The organism is Paenibacillus massiliensis subsp. panacisoli DSM 21345 (assembly GCF_000426545.1).
GTDB classification, from domain to species: domain Bacteria; phylum Bacillota; class Bacilli; order Paenibacillales; family Paenibacillaceae; genus Paenibacillus; species Paenibacillus panacisoli.
On the sequence record NZ_AUFO01000011.1, the window covers coordinates 231,054 to 250,856 of the forward strand.

Sequence of the window (19,803 nt, forward strand, 5' to 3'; positions counted from 1 at the left end):
AGTAATAGCTCTATAACAGTAATCGTTGGATAACAATAGTAGACAGTGCTTGGATTCACTAAGCCAGTTACAACACATCACCTGATGTAATCACGTATATCAATCTTGGCGGGCTTCCATAGCTCGCCAAGATTTGCTTTAGGATGATGACTGCAGTAAATAATATCAATGCTATTGCATAAGGAGAACATTCATGTTGAGCAAGCAACGATTTAGTAAAATACATGGCCTGTCCGTCTTGCTCCTGCTACTCGTTCTGGTTGGCTGTGGGGGTACTCCCACAGCGGGGCAAGTAGACCAGCAGGCAGAGGAGACTGCTTCATCGTCATCTGCACAGGAGCATAGAATCGTATCCACGACCGTTGCTGTCACAGAGATTATGGACGCACTGGAGATCGATCTGGTCGGCGTGCCGACGAGCACCAAGACTTTGCCAGCAAGGTATGATGGGCTAACTCCCATTGGCAACCCTATGAGTCCTGATATGGAGGTAGTGAAATCTCTTCGTCCAACGGAGGTTCTGTCCGTATCGACCTTGCAATACGATCTTCAGCCTACCTTTGAGAAATTCGGCATTAAGGCTGATTTTCTGAATCTGCAAAGTCTGGGGAATATGGAAGAGACTATTACGAGACTTGGACAGACGTATGATCGTGAGGAGCAAGCTACAGCGTTGATATCCCGTTATGAGGAGAAGCGTGCTCAGATTGAGCAGGCGGTTGCTGGAAAGGATAAGCCGAAGGTTCTCATTCTGCTAGGCGTGCCAGGAAGCTATCTGGTGGCTACGGAGAATTCATTTATTGGAGATCTGGTCAAGCTGGCAGGGGGAGAGAATATCGTTCAGAACGAGAATGTGGAATATTTGGCCTCCAACACAGAGTATTTGCAGCAGGCGAATCCTGATGTCATTTTGCGTGCCGCGCATGGTATGCCTGATGAGGTCGTCAAGATGTTCAACCAGGAGTTCGCAACCAATGATATCTGGAAGCATTTCAGTGCTGTTCAGAATGGTAGAGTATATGATCTGGAGGAAAGTCTGTTCGGAACTACAGCCAATCTGGCCGCTGATCAGGCATTGGATGAGCTGCAGAAGATGCTCTATCCGTAATTGTCGCTGTATTCATGGACATCTATTGCAGTCTAGGATTTTGTAGCTAAGGTCTGTATAGTCCCGGGTTTGTATAGTCCAAGACTTGTAGAGTCGAAGTTACATTGCTTGACCCATTCTAAGTAAACATAAGGAAGTACTCTCTCATGAATAAAAAAGTATGGAGCTTTGTCATTGTCATTGCTCTTCTGGGATATATGGTGATTTTGTCTGCAGTGACCGGCAGCCTGAAGGTGAGCTTCGGGGAGTTCCTTCAAGGAATGTGGACAGGGAATAATGAGACTGTCGAGGTCATCAAGGATCTGCGCTTACCACGGATTATCGTAGCGATGTTCGCTGGAGCGGCGCTTGCCGTAGCAGGGGTGCTTCTGCAGGCTGTTATGCGTAATCCACTAGCTGATGCAGGCGTGATCGGGATCTCTGCGGGGGCTAACTTTATCCCCACGATTGTCATTTTTCTACTGCCCCAATTGTATTATTACTCGCCTCTGATGGCCTTCGTAGGCGGGGCGCTTGCTTGCTTCCTAGTCTATACCTTATCCTGGAAGTCAGGATTAAGTCCCATTCGCATCGTGCTCGTAGGGATCGCAGTCAATGCTATGTTCACTGGGCTGAACGAAGCGTTCATTATCGCCTGCAGCTACATTATGGGCTCGAATATCAATCCGTCGACGACCTCCAACATTACGATGCTGACATGGATGGATGTACAGACGATGGTGACCTATGGCGGCATTGGCCTTGTTCTGTCCCTCCTGCTGGTAACCTGGTGCAATATGCTCTCCCTGCAGGACAAGACAGCCAGCAATCTGGGGCTGCGTGTCACCAGAGCAAGACTTCTCATATCCGCTGTTGCCGTATTGCTGGCGGGTACGGCTACTGCGATTGCTGGCGTCATTTCCTTTGTCGGTCTGTTGATTCCGCATATTGCCCGGCTGCTGGTCGGCTCGGACCACAAGCTGCTGATTCCTTTCTCAGCTCTCTCCGGGGCGCTGCTGATTCTGACAGCAGATACACTTGGCCGGACGTTGGTAGCACCATTGGAGATTCCGGCATCCACGCTGATGGCAGTTATTGGCGGACCATTTTTCATATTCCTGTTGAGAAAGAGTGACCGCATCTATGGAAATTAAAAATGTTACCTTCTCCTATGACCGTAAAATCAATCGCCTGCAAGGCATCGAGGCCGAGGTAGAGACGGGGCGAATTACGACGATTATCGGTCCTAATGGATGTGGCAAGTCCACCCTGCTCGGCGTGATGTCGCGGCATCATGCTCCAAGTAGCGGGGAGGTCGTGCTGGATGGCAAGACGATCAGCACTTATACGCCAAAGGAATTTGCCCGCAAGTTGGCAGTAGTTCATCAACACAATCAGGCGCCCTCTGATCTGACGGTTGAGAAGCTCGTCCAATATGGGCGCATGCCGCATCGTAAATGGCTATCCGCGGATCGGGAGGAAGATGAGCGGGCGGTAGAACGGGCCTTAACGGGTACGAATCTGCTGGAGAAGCGCCAGCAGCGCATTGACGGTCTCTCTGGGGGAGAGCGACAACGAGTATGGATTGCCATGGCATTGGCGCAGGATACCCCGATTCTCTTTCTGGATGAGCCTACTACCTACCTGGATATCTACTATCAGTTGGAGATTCTTGAGCTCGTAAAGCGGCTTAATGAGGAGTTCGCGATTACCATCGTTATGGTGCTGCATGATATCAATCAAGCTATTCGTTATAGTGATCGCATTATCGTCATGAAGGATGGTCGCATCCATAGGACTGGCATACCACAGGAGATCATTACAGAGCAGCTCATGCAGGAGGTATATGGGGTGGAGGTCAGCATTCGGCATGAGGATGACATTGGTATGCATATCATCCCGACAGGTATTGCGCAAGGAATGATCAAGCATGGATAACGCGCCGAAGCATGGAATAAGTACAAGCCGGAAAAGGCTGCTGAATCGCTGCATGCTGGTTGTGTGGATAGGCGTCTTTTTGTTCTCGGGTGGCCGACTGCTTCAGATTGCGATGGACGATTATATGAACCGTGAGCTGATGAAGGAGGCTGCGGCGCTGTATCATGGGGAACAGGAACCCAGCATGATAACAGCGGCTTCTGAAGAGAGGGAAGGCAGCGGATGGACGGCTGCTGGCTCTGCTGAAGCAGGCAAGGTACGCCCACAATTCGACCCACTACTAGCGGTGAATGAGGATGTTGTCGGCTGGGTGACTATAGATGGGACACCTGTTGACTACCCGATCGTGCAGGCGCAGGACAATGCCTATTATCTGAACCGCAATTACAAGCAGGAGACGACACGGGCGGGAAGTATCTTCATGGATTATCGCAATCGTGTAGGTGGACAGGATCGAAATACGATCATCTACGGACACCGAATGAAGGATGGTAGTATGTTCGGCAGTCTGAAGCATTATTTGGATGAGTCATATTTCAAGGAGCATGGGAAGCTCTATTATGATGATCTCTATGCCGGATACGATATTGAGATTTTCGCCGTCTATACCACCACATCTGATGTGAATTATATACGGACCGATTTTGCCACAGATGAGGAATATGGTGTTTTTCTCTCCCAAATGCAGGCCCGTTCGATCTATAACACAGGTGTAGAGGTTACCCCTAAGGACCGTATTATTACGCTTTCTACGTGCGATTATATACTGGACCCCGACTATGGTAGATTGGTGGTGCAGGGCAAGCTCGTACCGCGTACCTCCAAAGCCGGAGTCTAGTACCTTGACCGAATATGATTTCCATTGTGTATGATTGGGAGAACTCGTGGTTAGCGAAAAGCGGGGGCTTAACAGAGTTCGGCAGGATTCCCCGCTTGCAGCGATGCTACACTCACCTTGGATATAATCCAGGTACTGGTAGGAATAGGAGCGAGTAGGTTCCTTATATTTCATAATTCATGTATAATATAGGGTATAGTAAGATTTTTAGAAGAGAGCATAATCTATTTCCTATGATGCATGTTTCCTATGATGTGTACTTCTTAGACTGGCCGCGATGGCGCGTTGAAAGGGGAAACGACCCTATGAATACCTTCTTCGGTGAGATCACACCTGCCAAGGCAAAATTTCGATTAATTATGAATATGGTGCTGTTTTTCCTAGTTATAGGAACCATTTTTTACGCTAGAGTTACCTATCCTACTGACTCCCCAAGTATGCAGTTTCAGCATTGGGCTGCAGGAATTGTGGGTTTATCATGTGTAGCAAGGTCAGCCTACTATGCAGTGAAGCTGTACAAATATCGACAATCCGCATGAGGCTGAAATAATCTATTGAAGGCTGTAGACTCCGTGAAGGGGTCTTTTTTGTTGCAGACGTTGCAATTTGCTGAATTCAAGCCCTCGATGTGTTATAATACATAGCTAGTATGAATCCTATTTGTTCGAAAAAACCTTGTGATAGCGTATATTACAAGGTTTTTTCGTGTGGTTATTTATAAAAAAATCACTTAAAAATCACATTCTCTGCAAAAATCAGATCTTAACTAAGTTTCCAAAGCGCTCTTTTATTTTTTCGGATGCATTTATTTTCATCTTATGCGTCACGTGAGTGTAAATTTTTAGCGTCGTCTTAGCATCATCATGACCGACACGGTCCATGATTGTTTTTAGGTCCACTTCTGCTTCAGCGAGCATGCTGATGTGTGTGTGTCTGAAAATGTGAGGCGTCGCTTCCTTTTTAATCGATGTTTTTGCTAATAGTCTAACCATCCGATCAAGAATTCTTTTGGGGAAATTCGGGTAACCATTTTTACGACCAAAAACAAAATTCTTATCTTCATAATCATCGAATACTTTTTTGAATTCCGCCCTGCGATCCGGCAGCGTCAGAATGTGCTTTTCCAAACCACTCATGACGGTATCAATTATGCCAATTCTTCTTATTGACCCCTTTGTTTTAGGCGGGGTCAATTTATACTTCCGCATATTGTTCTTTGGATAGTATACCGTTTTTGTAATGCGGATTTCGTTTGAATCAAAAAAGAAATCGGTGTCTTTCAAAGCGCATAATTCCCCAGACCGCATGCCAGAAAAGGCCAATAGGTGGAAAATTTCATTATCCATATACAACCCGTATTTTTGAGCAGCCCACAAAAATTCTTCCAGCTCATTTCTCTCAAGTATTTTCTCCTGAATCGGATCGTTTTCGATTTCCTCTATCGTGAGTATCTTTGCTGGCACGAAGGTGTCAATGAAGGGATTGTCCAGTCTCCATTTGTGCTTAATCGCATACTTTATGACCATCTTTGCAGTAGAATTGATACCTTTAATAGTTGTTGTAGCATAGTCCTTATCATCTAGATCGTTGAGCATATTTTGATGATGCTTATAAGTTAACTTGATGACTGGGACTTTCCCGTAATAGCTATTAATAACTTTAAGCTCTGCTTTTCGTATATCAACAGTTCGTTCTTTTACCTTTGTTTTAGCATAGTCTTTCAACCATTCTTCCCCAGCTTCCTCGAAAACAACCTTGTTGAGCGTTCGGCTATCTGCATCGTGCTTAATATAATCGTCTAACGCTTTCTCGGCCCTGGCTAAAGCTTCTTTTTGACTGTCGCCCCTTCGGGGTATTTGCTTTCGTTTGCCTGTCACTGGGTCCGGTGGCCCTTCCAGTGTACATATCCACTTATACCCTTGTTTATTGTTTGCCTTGATTTTGGTGTAAGATGCCATGATGAACAACTCCTCGCTGCTACAGATGTTGGCAAGAACATGAGGGAAGGACTATAGGACTTATACATTATTGATAGTGTAAACTTATTAGGAAAATGGAGATGAAAATGAAGATTAAATATTTCCTGTACACTCTATCCTTCTTGTAGAATGCAATAATGCCATTAATTCCAAAGAAAACAAAGCCTGTAGTCCCCAAAAAAGCTACAATTAACCTTATAGCTGGTGGAAGGTAGTCTTCAATACGAATGGTAATCAAGAAACAAATAAACATAAGGAGTGAATAAAATTTTGTTTCGCCATTCTTTCGGATTAATGCCACCAGAAGTTTAATTCCAAAAAAAATCAAGCCCAACCTAGCCATTATCCGAACAAAATTAATAATTTCCTCATACATGTGATGGTCTCCTAGATCACTGGTAATAAACAGATTTTGTAACCGAGTTACTTTCCATGTCAAACCGATTGACCAGCTTCAGGTTGAATGTGTTCTCTCCTTTGCGAGTGCTAACCTTAACCACGCCGCTATAAGCTTCCCCGTTATTTCTCCGGCCGCCTAACGAATACAACCGCTGCTCTCCGTTTACATAAAGCGTAGGCTTAGAATCGTATTTGTCAGACCATTGGAACCAAATGTTATACTCAGTGCCAGATTTAATCTGCACGGTGCTTGGTTCATCCAATATTAGCTTTGGAGCTGCAACCGACATTTTGATGCTTTTGGTAGCGGTGGTCGTTTTTCCGAGATAACTTGCTTTGACTTCGACAGGATATTCTCCATCTTTCTTCACAAAAATGTTTGTGCTGAATTCCCCTGAATATCCAACGGAGACTTCATTCCCGTTTACCGTTACTGTGGCACCAGGCACTGTCTCTCCTTTGACGAGTATGGAAGGATTTCCTCCCGCTGAAGTGTCTTCATTAACGACATCCATCCAAAGACGAGGGCCCCCGTTATTTATGTTGCCTGAAACACTTGTGTCGCTGGGCACGTTTGGATTACTGGTTTGTTGCCCTGAAATGGGAGTGCTGATGCCACCAACATTTTTAATAGCACGGTAGAGCAGGGCAGCTGCTTCAGCACGTGAGATCGGACCGAGTGGCTTGAATGTGCCATCAGAATAACCAGTAATCAAATTGTGATCTGCAGCGACATTGACGTATTTTTTTAGCTGTGGAGATATGTTTGCCTCATCTGTAAAGTGCGAGCTGTAACTGGATGTGTCTAGGTCCATGATCTTCACCAAGGCAGCAGCGACATCTTCCCGCGTAGCGTCAGAGACGGGATCAAAAAATGCTTTGCCTTGAGGTGGATAGTATCCCGTTAAATAATCCTTCGCTGCAGATATGTATGAGTATGACCATCTGCTACTCGACACGTCACTGAAATACACATCTTGAGTGACGGGCAGTTCCAACGAAAAGGTCGTTGCTATCATTTTTGCGAATTCCTCGCGGCTGATGGACTCATTAGGGCGGAACGTTCCATCCTTGTAGCCATTAATGACATCTCTCTTGCTCATGCTTCTTACGGCTGGATAAGCCCAATTATCGGATTTTAAGTCGCTAAACTGTATAATCATCGGGCCAGTATTAATAATTCCGTTATTTACGATATTTGTATCTGCAAAAATACTTGATGGAGTAATGGCTAATGAGATTACAATCAGGGATGATAATAGTTTTTTCTTCATAATGAGCTCCAGTAGAGGGTCCCCATCGGCTGGGGAATTTGCTTATTTAGTGTTGAACAAGCGACAACGCTTATTGTAAATATTTGATCAATGCTTATTTGCTAATGCCTTTATACAATGAGTTCAAAAAAACTTACATCAAGGGGCTGACACTATGAAACTCATATGTATTAAGTTACACGACCGTGACGGTACGGACTCGGATTTTGTCGAAATTTCGTTGGATGAGGTGAATTATATTGATTTATGGCAACCGACAAAAAGTAAGGAATACTGCCCTGCTTACCATACTTCCACTGGGTCGTACATGAGTCTCAGGACGCTAAAGGATATATCCCGTGCCTACGGGAAGTATGGGTTCAAGTCCTTTGATCGTTCAACTGTCATTAACAAAAACCGAATTGCACATACGGAAAGAATAGTGGATGGAAGCAATGTATATTTTGAAGATGGAAGTTTTGTTCGCGTTCGTGCAAAACTTTGAACTTGTCAATCCCCCTTAAACAGGGTTTAAGGGTATATTTTCATACCATAATTCGACAGACTTCACCTCCTGCGCGTGATAAAGTTACATTATTCCACAATTTATTAATTGGTTGATATATTTGGAATTGCTGTATGTTAGAAGGATAGCATGATTTGTCGAAATGCTCACTTCCATAAAAACGGAAGTTTGCTCCAGATCGGGAGGGAATACCTCCGCGTCTCAAGGACTATTCACTCAATAATGCGCCAAGTGTAGAGCAATTCATTGTTCTCCAGTTTCAGAGCCTTGCTGATCGTCACTGCGGTCCCATATCCCATCACAGTGCGATTATTGGCGTAGTCACTTAGCCTGCTTTCGGGAATACCGGTAATAACATGCACCATGCGCTGCGTTATGCCGGTTTCCTTGTAAAGCTCCTTGAGACGGCAACGATCCGGTTCGATCCGCATCGTGCTGCTCCTTATACTTTTGGTTGTGGTACATACAAGAAATAACGAATGGAAGTGACATCATGAAAGAAACTACTATTCTTAACATGGCAGTATCTGAATTAGATGGCCTGCCGCTTAATGAAGAAGAAAGGAAACTTACTATTTCCGAGCTAGGATCAATCTTCCTCGGAGAAGATGATTTTCGCGGCTCGTTTGAGTTTTTTTTGAACTTCAGGGTCATTGAGGTCTAACTTTAACTCATTTTCTAAATATCTAAAAAATTCAAGTTTTTTTTGTAACTCGTGAGTATGCTGTTTGACTTCGCTTATATTTAGGAGGTCTTTTTCTAAATCTTGTTGGGAGACATATAGTTCAATGTCTCGATTCAGTTCAGAATAAGGACTTGATTTGAAAATTGGTTTACCGTGCTTATCTATATAGTTGGAAAAATCTATTATCCCTCCACCGTATGATATAGAATCCGCTAACGGCATAAAGTGCTGTTTTAGTCTTATGATAAGCTCAACTGCGTATTCTGGATAATCTCTAAGCGTGCTTGTCTGGAGGAAGAAATTATATTTCTGGATAAACAAATTTTTGGATGCTTCGATGTTATCCAGATATTCCTCGCTTATCTGACCGGTAGAACGATACTCTTCAAGGAAAAGAACCAAATACCCAAAGAATGAGAATAATTGACCAGTCCTCGAAGCTTCCGCTAAAAGCGGTTTGATTTCTTCGGGGGCTTTTTCAATATATCCTGCCAGAAGAAGAGCTTCAGAGTCCCCTCCCGTTACTTCAGCCAATGCCCTTGTAATATCTTCACCAGCTGGTGGATGAATACCGTTTTGAAGCTTACTAATGTAAGCCTTATTGGTAGAAAACCCCTTTTCCCTCATAGCTTCTTCTATTTCCCTCAAACTTAAACCAGAGTTCTCAATATACGACTTTAATAAGTCTTTGTATTCCAACTAATTCACCTCTTAATTTTATTGTATCTTCCGTTGTCTTTTTAAGTCAACGAATTAGAAAAATAATTTCGTTGTTACTTATTGACAACGAATAGGGAATGGTGTAAGTTTGTGATAACGTTATTAACAAATAACAACGTTGTTAACAATAAGCAACGAAAGGTGGTGTCAAAGTTGAAATACTCGACACTATTGAAGCACTCAATTGAAAAAAAGAGTTTGTCCCTTGGAGAAGTAGCCGAGCGCCTTAAATTAATAGGACAAAGAACCAATAAGGCTTACATTAGTAAGCTTCAAAACGGGAAAATCCCACCTGCTGGAGATAAACTAAACGACGCTTTAGCTGAAGTTTTGGAGATAGATCCAGTCGAGCTCAAAGCTGCTGCTTATCTTGAAAAGATTCCGCCTGATGTCCTGAAAAGAATGAACAAACCTATAAGGAAAGAGGTTATCTGATCTTAATCACATCTAACCTTCAACATTGAGAAAGGAGTCATCTGATGTTAAAAGTCGAGCTTGATACAGATCTGCTCAAATCACTCATTGATTCGGCTGTTGCAAAGGCGATGGAACAATACACTCCGAATCAATTGCCGCCGTTGATGACCAAAACTCAGCTAATGGAATTGCTCGACATCGGGACCACTAAAGCCGCTGAGTTACTGAACAGAGAAGACTTTCCCGTGATTCGAGAGTTCGGACATCCTCGCGTGCCGACCCGCTTGTTTCTGGAGTGGGTGGAAAGTCACACGGAATGGATTAGCGCGAACGCAGGTGACGGCTGGAATCGAGGGAGGGGAGCTTAATGGCCCGTTTTTACTGGACAAGGCAATACTCCCGTTCCGGGTTCATTCACGCCGTTGCAACTCGCATTCATATCAAAGGTTTGACACTTGAGAAAGCAATGGACCTCACCTTCAGCAAGGAGGTGTATGCACGCAACGTGCACCTGATTTCTAAGCGAGAAATCAACCGCTTGGAAAAAGAAATCAACGGCGTGCTTGTTGAGATAAAGCAATCCCGCCAAGCTGCGACATCGGCTGCTGGCGGGCAATGAGGGGATCATCACGAGCTGGGGTAGCTCTGATATGTATGATACTCCGCTGTTATATGCACCACCATTCCAATTCGGAATAATTCGTAATTTAGGGGAGGGGGTGAACCTTTGAAATTCGGGGCAATCATGCAGGCTTGCCGCGAGCGCGCTGGTTTGACACAAGAACAGATGGCGGACAAGCTGCACCGCACGCAAGCCTGCATAAGCAAATATGAAAATGACCATAAAGTACCGGATATGCCGACCATGCTTCGGTGGGTAGATGCCACAGGAGCGAAAGACGTGATGGTCGCTTTCTTGTATGGAATGGACGGGCTATCGATCTTGCAAAACATGATGATGACAGTAATAGGAGGATGATTTGATTGAACATTGTACAGCAACGGATTAATGAGCTTGAGCAAATGCGGAATCGCTTGGAAATAACCCAACCAGAGGATGGCACTTGGGGATGGTGGCTAGATCGCGAAATTGCGGAAATAAAAAATGCCCGCCTGGCAGGGCGGACACTTAGCTTGAGAACCCGACTAAGGTCTCTTGTGCTGTCTATTGTAGCAGTGCAACAGCCTGAAAGCAAGGGTGAACGCGCATGACAGCACAAAAGGCTAGTGCAATCATCCAACAATATACCACTGCAGCGCAGGCCCTTCGCGAGAATACAGCATCGATGTCGGCCGCGATCGGTGACGGTCTTCCTGATCCTTATCAACTCGAACAGATTTGGGCTGAGCGCGATGTAATCTATCTGAATTGGCATAATGCCGCCGCGGTGATGCGTGAGCTGCCGCAAGAATACTTGGCACAAGCCGTGGCAGCCATTGAACTAATGAACGGAGGCATAGCATGAACAACCGCGATGTACTGAAGTTATTGAAAGAATCAGCACCTATGAGGAACACCTTCCCTTCGGATGAAGTGGAAAGGTTGATAGAGGTATATGAAGACTCGATAGACCTGCTTCAAGAGAAGATTGATCGCTTAGAACAGATGGAGGAATTGGGCGACACGCTTCAGGATCGCCTTGAAAAATACGAGTCACGCATGGAGTCGTTGGAGGCAGCAAAGGAAGCTCTTGAATCATTGAAAGATACATTCACGGAGTTGGAAGAAGCGATTGACGATTTGGAAAGCACATTGTAACACCCGCCTGACGAGTCCGCAGCGGAGCGGACGAAACCTAGCCCCATCGGGGCGACGGTAGCGGGAAACCGCAATACATAGGGAAGGAGGACATACCGTGCAAATCATCAGCAAGCTTACCGTTGTCAGCAATCCGACTAGGGTTTTTGAGGTCGGGACGGAGATCGGTGGCCGTGAGGTCATTGAGATCAAACAGGTGGGAGCCGAATACGAAGACCGCACGCATTCAGAGTTTCTTATATCTGATGAAAATGGGGAACTGATCGCAAGTGTCGAAAACGCGCCTGTGATAGTGGATTGGAAGACGATTGCGATAGACGGACCTGTACCAGAAGGGAGGAACTGATCTTGGGTGAAGCTGCGGATATGACCCTGAACGGTCTGTTGTGCCAGGTATGCGGTTCGTACATGGATGACATGGAGGAGCCAGGCTATCCTCGCACTTGTGAGGACTGCGAAAACGAAGAATGACCCGCGGCAACGGGTCACCTGTTCTTTCAAAACTTAATATTGTCGCCCTCATCTTAGCACGATGGGGGCTTCCAAACAAGGAGGACGTTATGAAAACGACTGCTATTACTCTTGATTTGTCCGAGCAATCCATCGATGCGACCGTGCGACCAGCAATGCAGTATACTCCAGCGATCCTGTCAGTGACGGGAACGTTTGGCACTGTGGAGCTGTGGGCAGGCGACGAACAACTTGCGGCTGTGGCTACTGCTATAGCTGACCATCTCGCGAAGGGTGGTACTGCTGTATGAAGGAAATCGTGCTTGTGTCCCTGACCCTTCGTAATTTCAAAGGTATACGGAACTTTGCGCTGGAAACTGGCAGCAGTAGCGTGTCCGTCTATGGCGACAATGCCACGGGCAAGACGACGCTATTCGACGGATTTGTTTGGGGCTTGTTCCATAAGGATAGCCAAAATCATTCACTCTTTGAAATCAAGGGATTGAACGAACAAGGGCAGGTCGCAGAACGCGGGATCGAACATGAAGTAGAGGTGGTACTGATGGTTGACCGCCGCCGCCGCTCCTTTAAGAAAGTCCACTACGAAAAATTCACCAAGAAGCGCGGATCTGCAATCGCTGAATCCAACGGGAATACCACTGATTATTATGTGGACGGCGTTCCTGTGAAATTAAATCAATACAACGCCGAAGTCAACGGGCTGATTAGTGAGGACGTCTTCAAGCTCCTGACAAGCCCTGCCTACTTTAATGAGCAGCTTAAACCCGAAGCACGCCGTAAGGTGTTACTTGATGTTTGTGGTGACATGACGGATGCCGAAATTATTGCCAGCAACGGGCAATTAGCGCCGCTGGCCAGCATCTTAGGTGATAGAAGCCTTGAAGATCACCGGAAGGTGATCGCAGCTCGACGGGCTGAAATCAACAAGGAGTTGGAGAAAATCCCGGTCCGCATCGATGAAGCCCGGCGCACCATTCCAGATGTTACTGAACTGGACGCGGAGCTCCTGCAGGAAGACATAGACACTCTGCGTGGTAGGGAAGCGGCTAAGGTCGCTGAGCAGCAACGCATACAGTCCGGCGGCGAGCTATCGGCCAAGGAGATCCGCTTGCGTGAGATCAACGCGGAGCTGACAGAGATCAAGCAACGTGTTCAGGCCGATGGAGTGCAAGCAGCCAATGAGCAACGCACACGGGTCATGCAGCTTCGCGGAGAAGCATCTGACATACAGGCTCAAATATCAGCGAATCAACGAGAGGTCGAGCAATACAAGCGGCAGATCGCACGAGCTGAGGCTATGGCTACACGGTTACGGGAAGAGTGGACTGCCGCAAACGCACTAGAGTTTCCGGTGCATGAGCATCAGCATGACAGCAATTGCCCAACATGCGGCCAAGCTCTCCCTGACGATCAGGTGCAGGCTGCTCAAGACAAGGCGTTGGAGGATTTCAACCTTAACAAGTCTCAACGATTGGAGCGGATCAGCAAGGATGGTACTGCAGCAGCGGCAGATGTTAGAACCTTGAAAAATTCGATGTTCGCTGTTGAAGAACAAATCATCGAATTTGAACAGACGCTGGCCGCGAAGCAGGCCACTCTCGCAATCGCTGAAGCTAAGCTATCTGACCTGCAGGCTGCGATCACTGATCCGGCGGACGATGTTGAATACCAAGCGAAGTTGGCCGAAGCCACGGCGGTACGTGCAGAGATTGAGCAGCTTCGAACTTCTTCTGCAGATGCGATCGCAAAAGTTCAATCCGAGCTTCGAGTGATCCGTCAGCAGGTGGACGAACATGAGGCAGATAAGGCCAAAATCGTCCAGGCTGCAGCGACAGAGGGACGGATCACCGAACTGGCCGCTCAGGAGCGCAAACTGGCTGCAGAGTACGAGCGCCTGGAGCATGAGCTTTTCCTGACGGAAGAATTCACCCGTACCAAGGTATCCATGCTGGAGAGCAAGATCAATAGCAAATTCCGCTTTGCGCGGTTTCGCTTGTTCGAGGAACAGGTCAATGGCGGGCTCAAGGATGTGTGCAAGACGCTGTATAAGGGCGTTCCTTACGAGGGCGGTCTGAACAATGCGGCGCGGATCAATGTAGGGCTGGACATCATAAACGCGCTTGGCCAGCATTACGGCTTCTCAGCTCCAATTTTTGTTGATAACGCTGAGGCGGTAACGCAACTGATCGATACCGACGCCCAGGTAATCCGCTTAGTGGTGTCCGAAGGAGACAAGCAACTTCGTTTGGAAAGAAGAAGTGATGATAGCTTGATTCCAGTAAATATTGAGGTGATTGCATGAGTGAAGTTGTGACGGTCAAGGTCATAACTGGGACAGGTTGGGAAGGTCTTCGACGCGAAACGCTGGAGATCAATGGAAAAGAGGTTATGGATGCCGGACCGCTTTCTGAATGTCCAGAGGATGCCATATTAGAACGCGACTTGTTAGGGCCTGCCGACTTCGCCAGTTTGCTGAAACGCTTTTTATTAGAACATCAAGGAAAAAAGGTTCGCTTCATGTACGAAGACGCATCAGAGGAGGATGAAGAAGAATGAGCGACTACTCAACAACACTAACCAAAGTGAATGACAACTACTTCCCTATGATCGAGCGGCAGCTCGTCGGAAATGGCATCAAGATGGATGAATATGCGAAATCCTGTGTCTTGAATGCTATTTCTGCCATTAATACTGCTTTAGACGCGAAGGGTATCAACTGGAACGACGAGCAGCTTGATAAGAGTAACATTACCCAAATTCTGCTTCAAACCGCTTCGTTGAAACTCAACGCCGCAGCTAGCCCAAGGGAAGTTTACTTCCAAGTCCGCAATACGAAAGTAAAGGTTGGAGGGCAAGACGTTTGGAAAAAGTCAATTGAAATGGGGATCGAGGGGGATGGCAATGATGCCATTCTCGCCCGCTTTGGACGGGACGTGAAGAAGGTAGGTCAGTTCTGGCTCGTTCGATCGGAAGATACATTCACATATCCCGTGTATACCGGATTCGATGTACAGCCGCCAACATGGCAACCAACTGGGAAAGGCGATGTTGTAAAAATCGTTTACCCGATCATGAAGAAAGACGGAACAATCGAGTTTCACATTGCAGAACGAGACGATGTTGCTCGTAACCTCATTGCTCACATGAACAACAACATGATGAATGAGACGTTTGGTGTGTGTGCTGATCGCTTTAAAGCGAATGCCGAACAGAAGAAGCAGATTGCCGCTAAGAAGTCTGAAATCCTTCAAAAAGCAAAGTCTTTGGGACTTGGCGCACTGGACGATCCTGAATTACAACAGTACATCAGTCCTGCCTGGAGCGAACCGCAAAGTCGCGAATCCATGCTTATCCGAAAGATGCGGAACAATGTGGTCAAAAAGATTCCGAAGGACTTTGGCAACGCCCTGGTCGAGCTTTCATACACCGAAGCGACTGATGAATCTTACTCTGAGGTGCAACGGGAGATCGCGGAACATGCAAATACAGAACCTATCGATGTCACGCCGCCTGCAGGTGCTCAGCCTCAGAGCGTTGACGATACGCTGCCATCAGATCAGGAAGATGGCTCAAACCAAGCCGAATTGGAGTTTGGCGATGAGGATGGGGATAACGTATCAGACGGCGACGTGCCGTTCTGATGATCGAGATTACATCCTTGGGCAGTAGCAGCGCGGGTAATGCCTATCGTATTACTGATGGTCATACGCCTCTGCTGCTGGATGCAGGGCTGCGCTATAAGGACATTCAGCGCGGGATAGCTTTTCAGGTATCCTCGCTGGCCGGATGCCTGGTCTCCCATGAGCACGGGGACCATACAGCAGCCGTCAAGGATCTGATGAAGGCAGGAGTGGACATCTACACCAGCTCAGGCACCGCCGATGCCTTGCGGATCAAAGGCCATCGAGTGAGACTCCTGCAAGCCTTGCAGCCCATCGTCATCGGTACATGGTCGGTAATGCCCTTTGACACTCAACACGACGCAGCGGAGCCCTTGGGCTTCCTCCTTGCTAATACGGCGGGGGACAAGCTTCTGTTTGCGACAGACACTTATTATCTCAGGCATCGGTTTACTGGCCTGACTCACATCATGATTGAGTGCAATTATTCCATTCAGATACTTAATCAAAATATTGCGGCGGGCCGAGTGCCTGCTGTCATGAAACATCGATTACTCCGATCGCACTTTTCGTTGGAGAACGTCAAGGACTTCATCCGAGCGAATGACATGCGGCGAGTGCAGGAGATTCACCTGCTTCACCTGTCGGACAACAACAGTGACGAAGCACTATTCAAACGCGAAATAGCAGCCCTGACAGGCAAGCAAGTCTATGTAGCGGGTAGGTGATGGCAATGAGTGATCTAACTGGCAGGCCGCTCCTGAAGAGCATGATGGGTGAACGCATTTGGCGGCTGTACAAGACTGATCTAGCCGCATTTAAACAGGAAACAATCGAGTATTTCGAAAAGGGCTACCCTGGCTGGACGGTGGTCCGGGTCAAATACCCAATTGTCACTTTACGAGATGATCGGGGGCCGAAAGCATGAGCAAGCCGATTCAAATGGACCTATTCGCTTCTTGCGAGCCGCATCCAGGGCCACCCAGAAGACGAATCTTGAACGGTATGTACTACGAACAATCTACAGGCTTATTCGTTTCCTATGTGCAGGGCAGGCGGCACTTTGAAGTAACGCCAGCTCGCTGCTTGGGGGACAAAGCTTGGAAGGAAAAAACGATGAGGGAGCGTGCTATATGACCACAACTTACAAAGGTACATTCCAGCAAATGCAGCAGATGTATGAAGATGCAACTAAGGAAGGACAGCCCGCAATTGACACTCACTTAAAGGCTTTGGCTTTCTCGCTTGGCGCTCAGGCAGTCTTAACCGCTGATCCGCGGGACATGCCTCAAATCGTCAATGAACTGATGATGGAGTTTGGCAAGGGCGTTCAAGCGACCATGCTTGAGGCACACAGCATGGATGGTAGCTTCGGAGTCCGCGTTCACGCTGTTCAAAAATCTAATTAAAAAGCATGGCTGCTACGGGAGGGGGATACATAGTGACCGAGACAGCCAGACCAACCCTTTCCGGGCTTTTGGAACAATTTGAAGCCATTGGCGGCCCGGAGGAGTTTGGTCCCGAGGGCATAGCAATAATGGTGGCATTATGGATGCGGAGTAGCAAGTTAGGTTGGCGTAAGACGTTCAAAATGACGAACACCGACTTGATGCTCCGAACGGGATTTAAGAACCGAGACACGCTGAATAGGCACCGTTCCAAACTGGTCGAAGGGGGATTGATTGGATACATCCAACCCCCAAGAGGTAGCTCGAAAGGCGATTACATTCTCACCTTCGACCTCATAGCTGCTGAAGAAGTAGCCGAAAATTTTGACCACTTCGAAGGCGATAACGAAAAAGTAGTCAATGAACCTGCCGAAAATTTTGACAACTATACAGGGGTTGTCGGAGAAGTAGCCCAAAAATCTGACAACTTTTTGGGGAATGGCGAAAAAGTGGTCAAAATTTCTGACACTGTATTAGATCTTTCTTCTACTGCTTCTACTTCTACTACTTCTGCTACTGCAGGGGGTGAAGAGTTTGCGGAGGAATATGGGAGTACTGCACTTGCTCCATACGAATCGTTTTTTACGGCTCACGAAAGAATCTATGGATTCTCTTGTAACCCACATCAAAGTGAAGTGTTGGGCAAATACATCGATGAAGACGGAATGGAGGAAGCGGTTGTCATTCGTGCACTTGAACGATCAGCCCTTATTTCAACAAGCCCAAGCATTAGGCTCACGACTCGTATTTTGAACGATTACCTTGGCAGCAAGGCGTTGACGCTGGATAAAGCAATTGCCTTTGATGCGGCGTTTGATGCCAAGAAAGCGAGCAACCCCAACACAGGTCCGCCGCCAAACAGAAATGCTACCAGGCAACAGCAGAAGTTAAATCGACTAGAACAATTGCTCAAGGAGGAGGAGAACCGTGGAAAGGGCTGATGTAATTCGATTGGTCATGATCATTGCGGAATCTTATCCGACCTTCGATGACAGCGATGAGAATATCGACCGCCACGCCAAATATTTGCGAGACTTCCCGCTTGATACGGCTATTCAAAACGTGGAGCAACACATCATGACAAATAAATTCCCTCCGACAATTGCGGAGATCCGCGGGCGGCTAGGGGAACAAATTGAACGGGAACGGATGAAGGCTGTCACATCGGACTATTTTGCCGAAAGGGAATCGGCAGCTCGTGAAGCTTGCCCACCGCCGACGGGCTGGAAGGAGGCGCTCATTGCTAACCTTAGAAGTATTGAACATTGATCTCCCATCCCATCCAGAAGCGGAAATGGCAGTGCTCGGGGCCTTGATTGCTGATCAAACAGGCGAAGTCGTTGAGGATTCACTCGACAGGCTTAACTCGAATTTATTCACTGATCGGATACGCCGCACCGTGTATCAAGCGATCGAGGAGTTAACATCTGCTGGAGAGCCAGTAGACATGGTAACGATCATGGGGCAATTGCAAGAACAAGGGAAGCTAGAAGAAATCGGTGGGGTGTCCTACCTTTCTGGCTTGACCAGTTCGGCAGTCGGAGCAACAGAGACAAGCCATTACATCGGGATGCTGCAAGAGGTTCATACACGCCGCCAGATTATCAAGGCCGGACTATCCCAAATGAATCAGGCGATGGGCGGAAACGACCTGCAGCAACTTCTAGCCAACATGCAGAGTGCAGCAACAAAGATGGCTGACAGGGTAGCGCCAGCAGAAGATTTTAAGCCAATAGGTTCCGTGCTCTTGGAAGTCGTAGAATCGTCCGAGATCAGATCGGAGAATTACCGAAATGGCGTAGTAACGGGCGTGCCGACAGGTTTTTGTGATCTGGACAGCATCACTGGAGGCTTTCAAAAGAACGATTTGATTATCGTAGCAGCGCGTCCTTCCGTTGGTAAGACAGCCTTTGCGCTAAACATCGCTCAGAATGTTGCGGTGCGGGCCAAAGAGACAGTAGCCATCTTCAGTCTGGAGATGTCGGCAGCGCAGCTTGTACAGCGGATGATCTGTGCGGAAGGTAATCTCGACGCAAGCAAAATGAGGATGGGAGACTTTGCCGAAGATGACTGGACCAAATTGGCCACTGCTGCAGGAGTTTTGGGAGCGTCCAATATCATGATCGATGATTCGCCTGGAATCACAGTTTATGACATTCGTGCAAAGTGCCGACGCCTCAAAAAGCAACGCGGCTTAGGGCTCATAGTAATTGATTATCTGCAGCTTATCTCAGGTACCGGAAAAAGCAAAGGAGCAGAAAACCGCCAGCAGGAGGTTTCAGAGATATCCCGGACATTGAAGCAGTTAGCTCGTGAACTGGAGGTACCCGTCATTGCCCTTTCCCAACTCAGTCGAGGCGTGGAGCAGCGTCAGGACAAGCGTCCAATGATGAGTGACCTACGGGAATCCGGCTCCTTGGAACAAGATGCTGACATCGTAGGGTTCCTGTACCGCGATGATTATTACAACCAGGACAGCGAGAAGAAGAACATCATAGAGATCATTATTGCCAAACAACGGAACGGTCCGGTCGGCACTGTGGAACTGGTATTCCTCAAGAACTATAACAAATTCGCCACCCTAGAAAGGGCTCAGCAAGAGTTTTGGCCAGAGGCCTCACAGCCACCAAAAGACATTGAAAAACGAATGTATGCATAAGGGG

29 protein-coding genes are annotated in these 19,803 nt (G+C 47.2%); 25 read left to right on the plus strand and 4 right to left on the minus strand.

Annotated features, from left to right (window positions below; genetic code table 11):
* Positions 1-193 precede the first annotated feature (193 nt).
* The 4 genes from isdE to srtB all read left to right on the plus strand — a co-directional run bounded on the left by isdE (position 194) and on the right by srtB (position 3,863).
* Positions 194-1,108, plus strand: a complete 915-nt coding sequence (isdE, locus tag K331_RS0110710; RefSeq protein ID WP_036631621.1) for a heme ABC transporter substrate-binding protein IsdE — start codon at positions 194-196, stop codon at positions 1,106-1,108.
* Between the two features lie 146 nt (positions 1,109-1,254).
* Positions 1,255-2,241 carry a FecCD family ABC transporter permease gene (locus tag K331_RS0110715; protein ID WP_018887301.1) on the plus strand — a complete coding sequence of 329 codons (987 nt, stop codon included), beginning with the start codon at positions 1,255-1,257 and terminating at the stop codon, positions 2,239-2,241.
* On the plus strand, positions 2,231-3,025 hold the full coding sequence (locus K331_RS0110720) for an ABC transporter ATP-binding protein (protein ID WP_028590307.1): 795 nt from the start codon (positions 2,231-2,233) through the stop codon (positions 3,023-3,025). The genes K331_RS0110715 and K331_RS0110720 overlap by 11 nt, the downstream gene beginning before the upstream one ends.
* Before the next feature lie 16 nt (positions 3,026-3,041).
* The gene (gene srtB / locus K331_RS0110725) at positions 3,042-3,863 is read left to right on the plus strand and encodes a class B sortase (protein ID WP_028590308.1); all 822 of its coding nucleotides are present in this window, start codon (positions 3,042-3,044) and stop codon (positions 3,861-3,863) included.
* A gap of 755 nt (positions 3,864-4,618) precedes the next feature.
* Here the strand turns inward: srtB and K331_RS0110735 are convergent.
* Both K331_RS0110735 and K331_RS30925 read right to left on the minus strand, forming a co-directional pair.
* Positions 4,619-5,821: a tyrosine-type recombinase/integrase gene (locus K331_RS0110735; protein ID WP_036634628.1), complete on the minus strand. Its 1,203-nt coding sequence runs from the start codon at positions 5,819-5,821 to the stop codon at positions 4,619-4,621.
* Between the two features lie 413 nt (positions 5,822-6,234).
* The gene (locus K331_RS30925; protein ID WP_051289774.1) at positions 6,235-7,515 is read right to left on the minus strand and encodes an S-layer homology domain-containing protein; all 1,281 of its coding nucleotides are present in this window, start codon (positions 7,513-7,515) and stop codon (positions 6,235-6,237) included.
* Between the two features lie 154 nt (positions 7,516-7,669).
* Between K331_RS30925 and K331_RS33120 the strand changes: the two genes are divergently transcribed.
* Positions 7,670-7,999, plus strand: a complete 330-nt coding sequence (locus tag K331_RS33120; protein WP_028590312.1) for a LytTR family transcriptional regulator DNA-binding domain-containing protein — start codon at positions 7,670-7,672, stop codon at positions 7,997-7,999.
* A gap of 233 nt (positions 8,000-8,232) precedes the next feature.
* On the opposite strand, the gene K331_RS29285 is transcribed toward K331_RS33120, so the two are convergent.
* Together K331_RS29285 and K331_RS30930 are read right to left on the minus strand one after the other, a co-directional pair.
* On the minus strand, positions 8,233-8,451 hold the full coding sequence (locus tag K331_RS29285; protein WP_036634630.1) for a helix-turn-helix domain-containing protein: 219 nt from the start codon (positions 8,449-8,451) through the stop codon (positions 8,233-8,235).
* Between the two features lie 158 nt (positions 8,452-8,609).
* Complete coding sequence (locus K331_RS30930; protein ID WP_051289777.1) at positions 8,610-9,404, minus strand: helix-turn-helix domain-containing protein; 795 nt, start codon at positions 9,402-9,404, stop codon at positions 8,610-8,612.
* Positions 9,405-9,578: 174 nt separating this feature from the next.
* Between K331_RS30930 and K331_RS0110765 the strand changes: the two genes are divergently transcribed.
* The 20 genes from K331_RS0110765 (at position 9,579) to dnaB (ending at position 19,799) form a co-directional block, all read left to right on the plus strand.
* Positions 9,579-9,860: a helix-turn-helix domain-containing protein gene (locus tag K331_RS0110765; protein ID WP_028590313.1), complete on the plus strand. Its 282-nt coding sequence runs from the start codon at positions 9,579-9,581 to the stop codon at positions 9,858-9,860.
* Positions 9,861-9,904: 44 nt separating this feature from the next.
* Positions 9,905-10,210, plus strand: coding sequence for a hypothetical protein (locus tag K331_RS0110770; RefSeq protein ID WP_028590314.1), 306 nt, complete (start codon positions 9,905-9,907; stop codon positions 10,208-10,210).
* On the plus strand, positions 10,210-10,461 hold the full coding sequence (locus K331_RS0110775) for a hypothetical protein (protein ID WP_028590315.1): 252 nt from the start codon (positions 10,210-10,212) through the stop codon (positions 10,459-10,461). The genes K331_RS0110770 and K331_RS0110775 overlap by 1 nt, the downstream gene beginning before the upstream one ends.
* Positions 10,462-10,569: 108 nt before the next feature.
* Positions 10,570-10,821, plus strand: coding sequence for a helix-turn-helix domain-containing protein (locus K331_RS0110780; RefSeq protein ID WP_028590316.1), 252 nt, complete (start codon positions 10,570-10,572; stop codon positions 10,819-10,821).
* 5 nt (positions 10,822-10,826) lie between these two features.
* A complete protein-coding gene (locus K331_RS0110785) occupies positions 10,827-11,054 on the plus strand; it encodes a hypothetical protein (protein WP_028590317.1) in 228 nt (75 codons plus the stop codon).
* Positions 11,051-11,308, plus strand: coding sequence for a hypothetical protein (locus tag K331_RS0110790; RefSeq protein WP_028590318.1), 258 nt, complete (start codon positions 11,051-11,053; stop codon positions 11,306-11,308). The genes K331_RS0110785 and K331_RS0110790 overlap by 4 nt, the downstream gene beginning before the upstream one ends.
* Positions 11,305-11,601 carry a hypothetical protein gene (locus K331_RS0110795; RefSeq protein WP_028590319.1) on the plus strand — a complete coding sequence of 99 codons (297 nt, stop codon included), beginning with the start codon at positions 11,305-11,307 and terminating at the stop codon, positions 11,599-11,601. The genes K331_RS0110790 and K331_RS0110795 overlap by 4 nt, the downstream gene beginning before the upstream one ends.
* Before the next feature lie 97 nt (positions 11,602-11,698).
* Positions 11,699-11,947: a hypothetical protein gene (locus K331_RS0110800; RefSeq protein ID WP_028590320.1), complete on the plus strand. Its 249-nt coding sequence runs from the start codon at positions 11,699-11,701 to the stop codon at positions 11,945-11,947.
* A 2-nt stretch (positions 11,948-11,949) separates the two neighbouring features.
* The gene (locus K331_RS32945; protein ID WP_264177749.1) at positions 11,950-12,072 is read left to right on the plus strand and encodes a hypothetical protein; all 123 of its coding nucleotides are present in this window, start codon (positions 11,950-11,952) and stop codon (positions 12,070-12,072) included.
* A gap of 89 nt (positions 12,073-12,161) precedes the next feature.
* The gene (locus K331_RS29295) at positions 12,162-12,362 is read left to right on the plus strand and encodes a hypothetical protein (protein WP_036634638.1); all 201 of its coding nucleotides are present in this window, start codon (positions 12,162-12,164) and stop codon (positions 12,360-12,362) included.
* The gene (locus tag K331_RS29300; RefSeq protein ID WP_036634640.1) at positions 12,359-14,374 is read left to right on the plus strand and encodes an AAA family ATPase; all 2,016 of its coding nucleotides are present in this window, start codon (positions 12,359-12,361) and stop codon (positions 14,372-14,374) included. Before K331_RS29295 ends, K331_RS29300 begins: the two co-directional genes overlap by 4 nt.
* Positions 14,371-14,628, plus strand: coding sequence for a hypothetical protein (locus K331_RS0110820; RefSeq protein ID WP_028590321.1), 258 nt, complete (start codon positions 14,371-14,373; stop codon positions 14,626-14,628). Before K331_RS29300 ends, K331_RS0110820 begins: the two co-directional genes overlap by 4 nt.
* On the plus strand, positions 14,625-15,713 hold the full coding sequence (locus K331_RS29305; protein WP_036634643.1) for a hypothetical protein: 1,089 nt from the start codon (positions 14,625-14,627) through the stop codon (positions 15,711-15,713). The genes K331_RS0110820 and K331_RS29305 overlap by 4 nt, the downstream gene beginning before the upstream one ends.
* Entirely contained in the window at positions 15,713-16,420 is a 708-nt protein-coding gene (locus tag K331_RS0110830) for an MBL fold metallo-hydrolase (protein WP_028590322.1), read from the plus strand. The genes K331_RS29305 and K331_RS0110830 overlap by 1 nt, the downstream gene beginning before the upstream one ends.
* A gap of 5 nt (positions 16,421-16,425) precedes the next feature.
* Entirely contained in the window at positions 16,426-16,620 is a 195-nt protein-coding gene (locus K331_RS0110835; RefSeq protein ID WP_036634647.1) for a hypothetical protein, read from the plus strand.
* Positions 16,617-16,829, plus strand: a complete 213-nt coding sequence (locus K331_RS0110840; RefSeq protein WP_028590324.1) for a hypothetical protein — start codon at positions 16,617-16,619, stop codon at positions 16,827-16,829. Before K331_RS0110835 ends, K331_RS0110840 begins: the two co-directional genes overlap by 4 nt.
* Entirely contained in the window at positions 16,826-17,101 is a 276-nt protein-coding gene (locus K331_RS0110845) for a hypothetical protein (RefSeq protein ID WP_028590325.1), read from the plus strand. The genes K331_RS0110840 and K331_RS0110845 overlap by 4 nt, the downstream gene beginning before the upstream one ends.
* A 32-nt stretch (positions 17,102-17,133) precedes the next feature.
* Positions 17,134-18,081 carry a DnaD domain protein gene (locus K331_RS0110850; RefSeq protein WP_028590326.1) on the plus strand — a complete coding sequence of 316 codons (948 nt, stop codon included), beginning with the start codon at positions 17,134-17,136 and terminating at the stop codon, positions 18,079-18,081.
* Positions 18,068-18,409, plus strand: coding sequence for a replicative helicase loader/inhibitor (locus tag K331_RS0110855; protein WP_028590327.1), 342 nt, complete (start codon positions 18,068-18,070; stop codon positions 18,407-18,409). Before K331_RS0110850 ends, K331_RS0110855 begins: the two co-directional genes overlap by 14 nt.
* Entirely contained in the window at positions 18,381-19,799 is a 1,419-nt protein-coding gene (gene dnaB, locus K331_RS0110860) for a replicative DNA helicase (RefSeq protein ID WP_028590328.1), read from the plus strand. Before K331_RS0110855 ends, dnaB begins: the two co-directional genes overlap by 29 nt.
* Positions 19,800-19,803 lie beyond the last annotated feature (4 nt).